General features: G+C 72.0%; 6 protein-coding genes. 2 read left to right on the plus strand and 4 right to left on the minus strand.

Going from position 1 to position 7,937, the window contains the following annotated elements; genetic code table 11:
- Positions 1–236: 236 nt before the first annotated feature.
- The 4 genes from RNC47_RS35330 to RNC47_RS35345 are packed head-to-tail and all read right to left on the minus strand — an operon-like array spanning position 237 to position 4,328.
- A complete protein-coding gene (locus tag RNC47_RS35330; protein ID WP_311604894.1) occupies positions 237–1,265 on the minus strand; it encodes a LacI family DNA-binding transcriptional regulator in 1,029 nt (342 codons plus the stop codon).
- A 2-nt stretch (positions 1,266–1,267) separates the two neighbouring features.
- Positions 1,268–2,101: a carbohydrate ABC transporter permease gene (locus RNC47_RS35335; protein WP_311604895.1), complete on the minus strand. Its 834-nt coding sequence runs from the start codon at positions 2,099–2,101 to the stop codon at positions 1,268–1,270.
- Positions 2,098–3,027, minus strand: coding sequence for a carbohydrate ABC transporter permease (locus RNC47_RS35340; protein WP_311604897.1), 930 nt, complete (start codon positions 3,025–3,027; stop codon positions 2,098–2,100). The genes RNC47_RS35335 and RNC47_RS35340 overlap by 4 nt, the downstream gene beginning before the upstream one ends.
- On the minus strand, positions 3,024–4,328 hold the full coding sequence (locus tag RNC47_RS35345) for an extracellular solute-binding protein (protein WP_311604898.1): 1,305 nt from the start codon (positions 4,326–4,328) through the stop codon (positions 3,024–3,026). Before RNC47_RS35345 ends, RNC47_RS35340 begins: the two co-directional genes overlap by 4 nt.
- A 167-nt stretch (positions 4,329–4,495) precedes the next feature.
- On the opposite strand from RNC47_RS35345, the gene RNC47_RS35350 reads away from it, so the two are divergent.
- Positions 4,496–6,502 (plus strand): beta-galactosidase, encoded by a 2,007-nt coding sequence (locus tag RNC47_RS35350; protein WP_311604900.1) that lies wholly within the window; start codon positions 4,496–4,498, stop codon positions 6,500–6,502.
- Positions 6,503–6,523: 21 nt separating this feature from the next.
- On the plus strand, positions 6,524–7,636 hold the full coding sequence (locus RNC47_RS35355; RefSeq protein WP_311604902.1) for a glycoside hydrolase family 53 protein: 1,113 nt from the start codon (positions 6,524–6,526) through the stop codon (positions 7,634–7,636).
- Positions 7,637–7,937 lie beyond the last annotated feature (301 nt).

The following is a 7,937-nucleotide window of genomic DNA, read 5'->3' on the forward strand; positions in this document are numbered from 1 at the left end:
GTCGCCGGCGACTTCTGGTCGGATCACCTTGAGGGCGATGGGTCGCCCGCCGGGGGTGTGGGAGAGGTACACCTTGCCCATGCCGCCTTCGCCGAGGCGGGCGGTGAGCCGGTATCCGGCGATGGTGATGGGGTCTTCGGCGTTCAGAGGCGCTGGCACGGCGCTAAATCTAGCGACGGGCGGAAACCGGTCAACCTTGCGATTGAATCAGTTCGGCTACAGCACCCACCCGCGGTTCAGGCCGACTCGCGGCGCACCAACTCCGTCGGCAGGATCACCGCCGAGGTGTCCTGGCCCTCGATCTGCGCCAGCAACAGCCGGACCATCTCCGCGCTGATCCGGTCCCACGGCTGGCGGACGGTGGTCAACGCCGGACGCGCGGCGACCGCCGCCGCCGAGTCGTCGAAGCCGCCGACCGCCACATCGTCCGGGACCCGCCGCCCGGCGTCGGCCAGCGCGGCCAGCGCGCCCTGGGCCATCAGGTCGGAGGCGACGAACAGGGCGTCCAGGTCCGGGCGTCGGGCCAACAGCTCGGCCGCGGCCCGCGCGCCGCTGTCCCGGCTGTAGTCGCCGGTGGCGACCAGCTCCGGCTCGTACCGCAACCCCGCCTCGGCCAACACCTCGCGGTAGCCCGCCAGCCGCTCCACACCGCCCGGGGTGTCCAGCGGCCCCGTCACGATCCCGACCCGCCGGCGGCCGACCGACAACAGATGCCGGACCATGGTGCGGGCCCCGTCCCGGTCGTCCGCCGCCACGTGCGCGAGCCTGATCCCGGTGAGCTGCGGGGTGCCGCAGATCACCACGGGCACCCCGGCCTTCACCAGCTGCTCGGCCACCGGACTGCCGGCCCGGCTGGAGATCAGCAGCACCCCGTCCACATGGCCCGAGCCGACATAGCGCACGATCCGGCGCTGCTCCTCGACCGTGCCGGCCAGCATCAGCAGCAGCGGGATGTCGTGCGCGGCCAGCGCCTCGGTGCAACCCCGCAGCAGCACGTTGAAGTTGGGGTCCTCGAAGAACTTCTCCTGCGGCTCGGTGAGCAGGAAGGCGGCGGAGCCCGTGCGGCCGGTGATCAACGAGCGGGCGTGCCGGTTGACGACGTAACCGGTCTTGCGGATGGCCGCGTTGACCGCCTCGGCCGCGGCCGGGCTGACGTAGTGGCCGCCGTTGAGCACCCGCGAGACGGTGCCCCGGGAGACGCCGGCGACCCGCGCCACGTCGTGGATCGTCGGCCGCCGGCGTCGTTCTCCCGGTTTCACGCGCATGGTCACGACTTTACGGCGCCCGACAGCAGGTCCAGACTCCAGAACCGCTGGATCACCAGGAACAGCGCGATCAGCGGGACGATCGCCAGCAGCGAGCCGGTGATCACCAGGGTGTAGAGGGCCGGGGAGTTCGAGCCCTGGTTGAGCAGCGTGAACAGGCCGAGGGTGATCGGGAACTTCTCGTCGTCGCTCAACATCACGTACGGCAGGAGGAAGTTGTTCCAGATCGCGACGAACTGGAAGAGGAAGATCGTCACCAGGCCCGGCAGCATCATCGGCAGCGCGATGACGCGGAAGATCCGCCACTCGCCGGAGCCGTCCATCCTGGCGGCCTCCAGCAGGTCGGCGGGCACGGCCGCGGTGGCATAGATCCGGGCCAGGTAGATGCCGTAGGGGGAGAGGATCAGCGGCAGCAGCACCGAGGGGTAGCTGTCGGTGAGTTCCACCTCGGCCAGCATCAGGTACTGCGGAACGGCGAGGATCACCGGCGGCATCAGCACGCCGGCGAGCAGCACGGAGAAGACGGCCTCCCGGCCGCGGAAGCGGTAGACGGCGAGGCCGTAGCCGGCCAGCGCGGAGACCGCGCAGGACAGCAGGGCGCCGACGCCCGCGTACAGGCCCGAGTTGGCCATCCACTGCCAGTAGACGCCGTCCCGGTAGTCGTTGAGGTCCGCGATGTTCTCCAGCAGCCCGGTGCCGGGCGCGAAGGTGAAGGTGGCGAACAGCTCGTCGCCGGCCTTGGTCGCGGCGACCAGCACCCAGGCCACCGGCAGCAGGCAGTAGAGGGCGCCGAGCAGCAGCGCGGCGGTGGGCAGCAGTGCGATCCGGCGGGTCATCGGCCGGCCTCCTCCTGGCGGTTACGGGAGTTGGCCACCCGCAGGAAGCCGAAGGACAGCGCCAGGGTGATCACCGCGATGACCACGGCGGTGGCGGCGGCCGCGTGGATGTCGCCGCCGCGGAACGCGTCCTGGTAGACCTTCATCATCGGACTCCAGGTGGTCGGGATGCTGTTGGTGAGCGGCCTGAGGGTGGTCGGCTCGTTGAACACCTGGAGGGTGGCGATGACCGAGAAGAAGAAGGTGAGCACCAGCGCGGGCGCCACCATCGGGATCTTGATGCGCAGCGCGATCTGCGCCTGCGAGCAGCCGTCGAGCCGGGCCGCCTCGTAGATCTCGGCGGGGATGGCGCGCAGCGACGTGTAGATCACGATCATGTTGAAGCCGGTGCCGCCCCAGACCGCGATGTTGGCCATCGCCACGTAGAGCGGGCCGCCGGCGAGCAGGTCGGGGGCCGGCAGGCCGAACCGGTCGAGCAGGTAGTGCAACGGGCTGACCGACGGCAGGTAGAGAAAGCCCCACAGCATGCCGGCGATCACCCCGGGCACGGCATAGGGCAGGAAGATCACCAGCCGGCCGAAGCGGCGGCCGCGGACCCGCTCGGCGTCCAGCAGCAGCGCGAACAGCAGGGCCAGGCCCAGCATCACCGGGATCACGATCAGGCCGTAGCCCAGCACCCGCCCCGCGCTGGCCAGCAGCTCCGAATCACTCAGCGCGTCCGCGTAGTTGGCGAGACCGGCCCACACCTCGGAGCGGGCGCCGCTGCCCAGGCCGAGGCCCTGGACCTCGATCCGATGCAGGCTGAGCCAGATCGCGTAGCCGATGGGCAGCGCGAAGAAGAGCAGGAAGAGCACGGCGGCGGGGGCGAGGAAGGCGTACGGGGCGCGCCGCCGCGCCCCGTACGCCTGGCGGCGGGTCCCGCTCACCGAGCCACCTGGAAACCGTGGGACTCCATGTCCTCGACGGTGGCCTGCTGCATGGTGGTCAGCGCGGCGGCGAAGTCGCCCCGGCTCTCGGCGGCCTGCCCGAAGGCGTCGTTGAAGGTGGCGTAGGCGACGTTGACGTTGGGGCCCCAGGCGGCGGGCGCGGTGCCGGTGGCTATCTCGGCGGCCAGCGCGTAGAAGTCGGGCTGGTTGGCGAAGTAGGCCGGCGGCTCGGCGAGCGCGTCGCCGGTCTGGGCCGCGGTGGCGGCCGGGTAGACGCCGCCCTCGGTGACCAGCGCGGCCAGGGCCTCGGGGTCGGTGTTGAGCCAGGTGGCGAACTCGACGGCGGCCGCCCGGTGCTCGCTGTCGTTGGTCACGGCGGTGGTCGAACCGCCCCAGCTGCCGGTGGCGTTGTCGCCCGCGTTCCACTGGGGGAGCGGGGCCATGGCCCACAGCCCCTCGGTGTCGGGGGCGGCGGTGGTGAGGGTGCCGGGCGCCCAGACGGCGCTGACCCAGGCGATCTGGGAGCCGTCGTTGAGCGCCTGGTTCCACGCGGGGGTGTACATCGGCTCGTTGCTGATCACGTCCTCGGCGACCAGCCCGCCCCAGAAGTCCGCGACCCGCCGGGTGGCCTCGTCGTCGATGGCGACCCGCCAGGTGTCGCCCTCGGTGGTCCACCACTGAGCGCCGGCCTCCTGGGCGAGGCCGGCGAAGAGGCCGGCGTCGTTGGCCGAGAAGGTGGTCAGGTAGCGGTTCGGGTCGGCCTCGCGGAGGGCGCGGGCGGTGTCGGCGAACTCGTCCCAGGTGGTCGGGACTTCGAGGCCGAACTCCTCGAACAGGTCCTGCCGGTAGTAGAACATCATCGGCCCGGAGTCCTGCGGGACGGCGTAGACCGCCTCACCGCCGAGGGTGACCTGCTGCCAGACGCCCGGCGCGAACGCCTCGGCCACCTCGTCGCCGAGCTCGCCCGAGATGTCGGCGAGCACGTCGTTGCTGACCAGGGTGGGGATCGCCTGGTACTCGGCCTGCACCAGGTCGGGCGCCTCGCCGGCCTGGGCGGCGGTGATCGTCCTGGTGACCAGGTCGTCGCCGGCGGCCTGCTCCCTGACGGTGACCTGGATCTCGGGATTGGCCTCGTTCCAGAGGTCCACGACGGCCTCCATGCCGGGCGCCCAGGCCCAGTAGCTGAGGTCGACCGGCCCGGACCCCGAGGAGTCGCCGTCGTCGGAGCCACCGCAGCCGGCGAGGGCCGCGGCGGAGAGCGTGGTCGCGAGGCAGGTCACAAGGGTGCGGTGGAGCTTCATCGCGTCCTCCGTGTGATGAGGGCTCGGCTGTGAGCGTTCACAGTAGAGAAACCAATCGCACACTTGTCAATGGTTGTTGCTGTGCGGCTATGTTGGGGATATGCAGTCCGACAGAGACTGTGTACGTTCCCAGACTGTGGCCCATAAGAGGGCACAAGGAGAGTGCCATGGACCGACTCGCGTTCGGCGGAGACTACAACCCGGAGCAGTGGCCGGAAGAGGTCTGGGCCGAGGACGTCGCGCTCATGCGCGAGGCCGGCGTGACCCTCGTCAGCCTCGGGATCTTCTCCTGGGCCAAGCTCGAACCCGCCCCCGGCGAGTACGACTTCGACTGGCTCGACCGGATCATCGGCCTGCTGCACGACGCCGGCATCGCCGTCGACCTCGCCACCCCCACCGTGGTGCCGCCCGCCTGGTTCTACCGCGCCCACCCCGAGGCGCTGCCCGTCAGCCGCGAGGGCGTGCGCTGGGCCTTCGGCTCACGCGGCGCCATCTGCCACAGCTCGCCCGCCTACCAGCAGGCCGCCGCCCGCGTCGCCACCGCGCTCGGCGAGCGCTACGGCCGCCACCCCGCCGTGCGGATGTGGCACGTGCACAACGAGTACGGCGTGCCGGTCCTCGAGTGCTACTGCGACACCTCGGCCGCCGACTTCCGCCGCTGGCTGCGTGACCGCTACTCCCACCTCGACGCCCTCAACGCCGCCTGGGGCACCGCCTTCTGGGGCCAGGCCTACGGGGACTGGGAGGAGATCCAGCCACCCAGGCTCACCCCCACCGTCGCCAACCCCGCCATGCGCCTGGACTTCGCCCGCTTCGCCAGCGACAGCGCCCTGGCCAACTTCGTCCGCGAGCGCGACATCCTCCACGAGCTCTCGCCCGGCGTCCCCGTCACCACCAACTTCATGGTCTCGCCCACCCAGTGCGACACCATCGACTACTGGAAGTGGGGCCGCGAGGTGGACATCGTCACCAACGACCACTACCTGGTGGCCGAGGACGACCGCAACCACATCAACCTCGCCATGGCCGCCGACCTCACCCGCTCCGTCGCCGGCGGCCGCCCCTGGCTGCTGCTCGAACACTCCACCAGTGCCGTCAACTGGCAGACCCGCGGCATCGCCAAGCGCCCCGGCGAGATGGCCCGCAACAGCCTGGGCCACGTGGCCCGCGGCTCCGAGGGCGCCATGTTCTTCCAGTGGCGCGCCTCCCGCTTCGGCGCCGAGAAGTTCCACTCCGCGATGGTCCCGCACGCCGGCACCGACAGCCGCATCTGGCGGGAGGTCGTCCAACTGGGCGCCGACATCGGGGCGTTGACGCCACTGAAGGGCAGCCGCACGGTCGGGGACGTCGCCATGGTCTGGGACTGGGAGTCCTGGTGGGCGCAGCGTCTCGAGTGGCGGCCCAGCGAGGACCTCGACACCAGGGAGCGCGCCGAGAGCTACTACGCGGCGCTCTACGACCAGCACCTCACCGTCGACTTCGTCCACCCGGAAGGCGAGTTGACCGGCCACCCGCTGGCCGTCGTCCCCGCCCTCTACCTCGCCACCGCCGCCGCCGGCGCCAACCTCCGCCGCTACGTCGAGGGCGGCGGCACCCTGCTCGTCTCCTACTTCTCCGGCATCGTCGACGAGCACGACGCCGTCCACCCAGGACCGCACCCCGGCGCGCTGCGCGACGTACTCGGCCTGACCGTCGAGGAGTTCCAGCCGCTGCGGGCCGGCGAGTGGGTGGGCCTGACCTCGGCCGACGGCACCGAGCGGCCCGACCTGGCCGGGGACGTCTGGGCCGAGACCCTCGTCACCAGGGGCGCCGAGCCCGTCTGGCGTTACGCCGACGGACCGGCCGCCGGCGGACCCGCCGTCACCCGGCACGCCCTCGGCTCCGGCACCGCCTGGTACGTCTCCTCCCGCCTCGGCCGGGACGGGATCGACGCCGTACTGGCCGCCGCCACCGCCGACGCCGGCATCGCGCCCCGCGACGAACTCCCGCGCGACGTCGAGCTGGTGCGGCGCCGCGGCGACGGCGGTGAGTACGTCTTCGCCATCAACCACACCGCCACCGAGGCCAAGGTCGACCTGGCGGCGCACGGCACCGAACTGCTCACCGGGGAAAGCGTGGCCGGCCGCCTCGCCGTCCCCGCCGGGACCGTGCGGGTGGTGCACATCACCCACTGAAGGCACTCATGGAAGGGACCCATGATGCGCAGACGAACCATCCTCCGGGCCGGCACGGCCGCCATCGCCGCGCCCGTCGCGTCAGTCGCCCTCACCACCGGCGCGGCCCAGGCCGCGCCGGTGCGGATCCAGGGCGTCGACCTGTCCTCCGTCCCCAAGGGCGAGGCCCGCGGCGCCGTCTTCCGCTACGCGAACGGCACCGCGGGCGACCCCGTCCGCATCCTCCAGGAGGGCGGCGCCAACTACGTCCGGCTCAAGGTCTGGGTGAACTCACCCGACGGCTACCACGGCAAGCCGCAGATCCTCGCGATGGCCAGGCGCGCCCAGGCCCTCGGCATGCGCACCCTCATCGACTTCCACTACTCCGACTCCTGGGCCGACCCCGGCCAGCAGACCAAGCCCGCCGCCTGGCAGAACCTCTCCTCCGGTGCGCTCGAACAAGCGGTCTACAACCACACCTACGACATCCTCGACGGACTGCGCGCGCAGGGCACCCCGGCGGCGATGGCGCAGATCGGCAACGAGATCAACGGCGGCATGCTGTGGCCCGACGGCCGCTACACCAACTGGCCGCAACTCGGCCGCCTGCTGACCGCGGGCGTCCGGGCGGCCCGCGCCGCCTCCCCCGGCATCCAGATCGCGCTCCACCTGGCCGAGGGCGGCAACAACGCGGGCACCGTCTGGTGGTTCGACAACGCGCTGGCCCAGGGCGTCTCGTTCGACGTCATCGCGCTGTCCTTCTACGGCTACTGGCACGGCACGCTGGACGACCTCCAGTTCAACCTGAACGACGTCTCGGCGCGTTACGGGAAGGACGTGCTGGTCGCCGAGACCGCCTACCCGTTCCGCACCGACAGCAAGGACAGCCACCCGCAGATCATCACCGCGCGGGAACCGGTGGCCGGCCTCCCCGCCATCCCCGAGGGCCAGCTGCAGTGGATGCGGTCGATCACCACGGTGGTCTCCCGCGTCCCGAACAACCGGGGCCTCGGCGTCTTCTACTGGGAACCGGCCTGGACCGCCGTCCCCGGCAACGGCTGGGACCCCTACGACCCGAACTCCGGCAACGCCTGGGAGAACCAGGCCCTCTTCGACTACGACAACCGCGCCCTGCCGGCGGCCACCTGGCGCTGACGGCCCGCTACGCGCTTGGCGTTGGCCGCTGGCCCGCAGGGCCCGGCTCGGCGGCTTCGCCGCCACGAGCCGGGCCCTGCGGCCGTTGCCGGCCTGCGGCCGTTGCCGGCCTGCGGCCGTTGCCGGCCTGCGGCCGTGCCGCGCCCACCCACCCGCCCTTGGCGGGTGGCCTCGCGCGGCACGGGTCGCGTGGCCCGGCGGCGTAGCCGCCGCGGGCCCTCGGCCCTGGCGGGCCCTCGGCCCTGGCGGGCCCCGGCCCTGGCGGGCCTTGCACCGCGCGCAGCGCGGTCAGGCCCGCCAC

The sequence above is a fragment of the Streptomyces millisiae genome, assembly GCF_031845425.1.
GTDB lineage: Bacteria > Actinomycetota > Actinomycetes > Streptomycetales > Streptomycetaceae > Streptomyces > Streptomyces millisiae.

What these genes read in the sequence shown, in the direction of transcription:
- RNC47_RS35330 (WP_311604894.1), bottom strand. Translation starts at nt 1,265, where the DNA reads ATGCGCGTGAAACCGGGAGAACGACGCCGGCGGCCGACGATCCACGAC.
- RNC47_RS35350 (WP_311604900.1), top strand. Translation starts at nt 4,496, where the DNA reads ATGGACCGACTCGCGTTCGGCGGAGACTACAACCCGGAGCAGTGGCCG.
- RNC47_RS35335 (WP_311604895.1), bottom strand. Translation starts at nt 2,101, where the DNA reads ATGACCCGCCGGATCGCACTGCTGCCCACCGCCGCGCTGCTGCTCGGC.
- RNC47_RS35355 (WP_311604902.1), top strand. Translation starts at nt 6,524, where the DNA reads ATGATGCGCAGACGAACCATCCTCCGGGCCGGCACGGCCGCCATCGCC.
- RNC47_RS35345 (WP_311604898.1), bottom strand. Translation starts at nt 4,328, where the DNA reads ATGAAGCTCCACCGCACCCTTGTGACCTGCCTCGCGACCACGCTCTCC.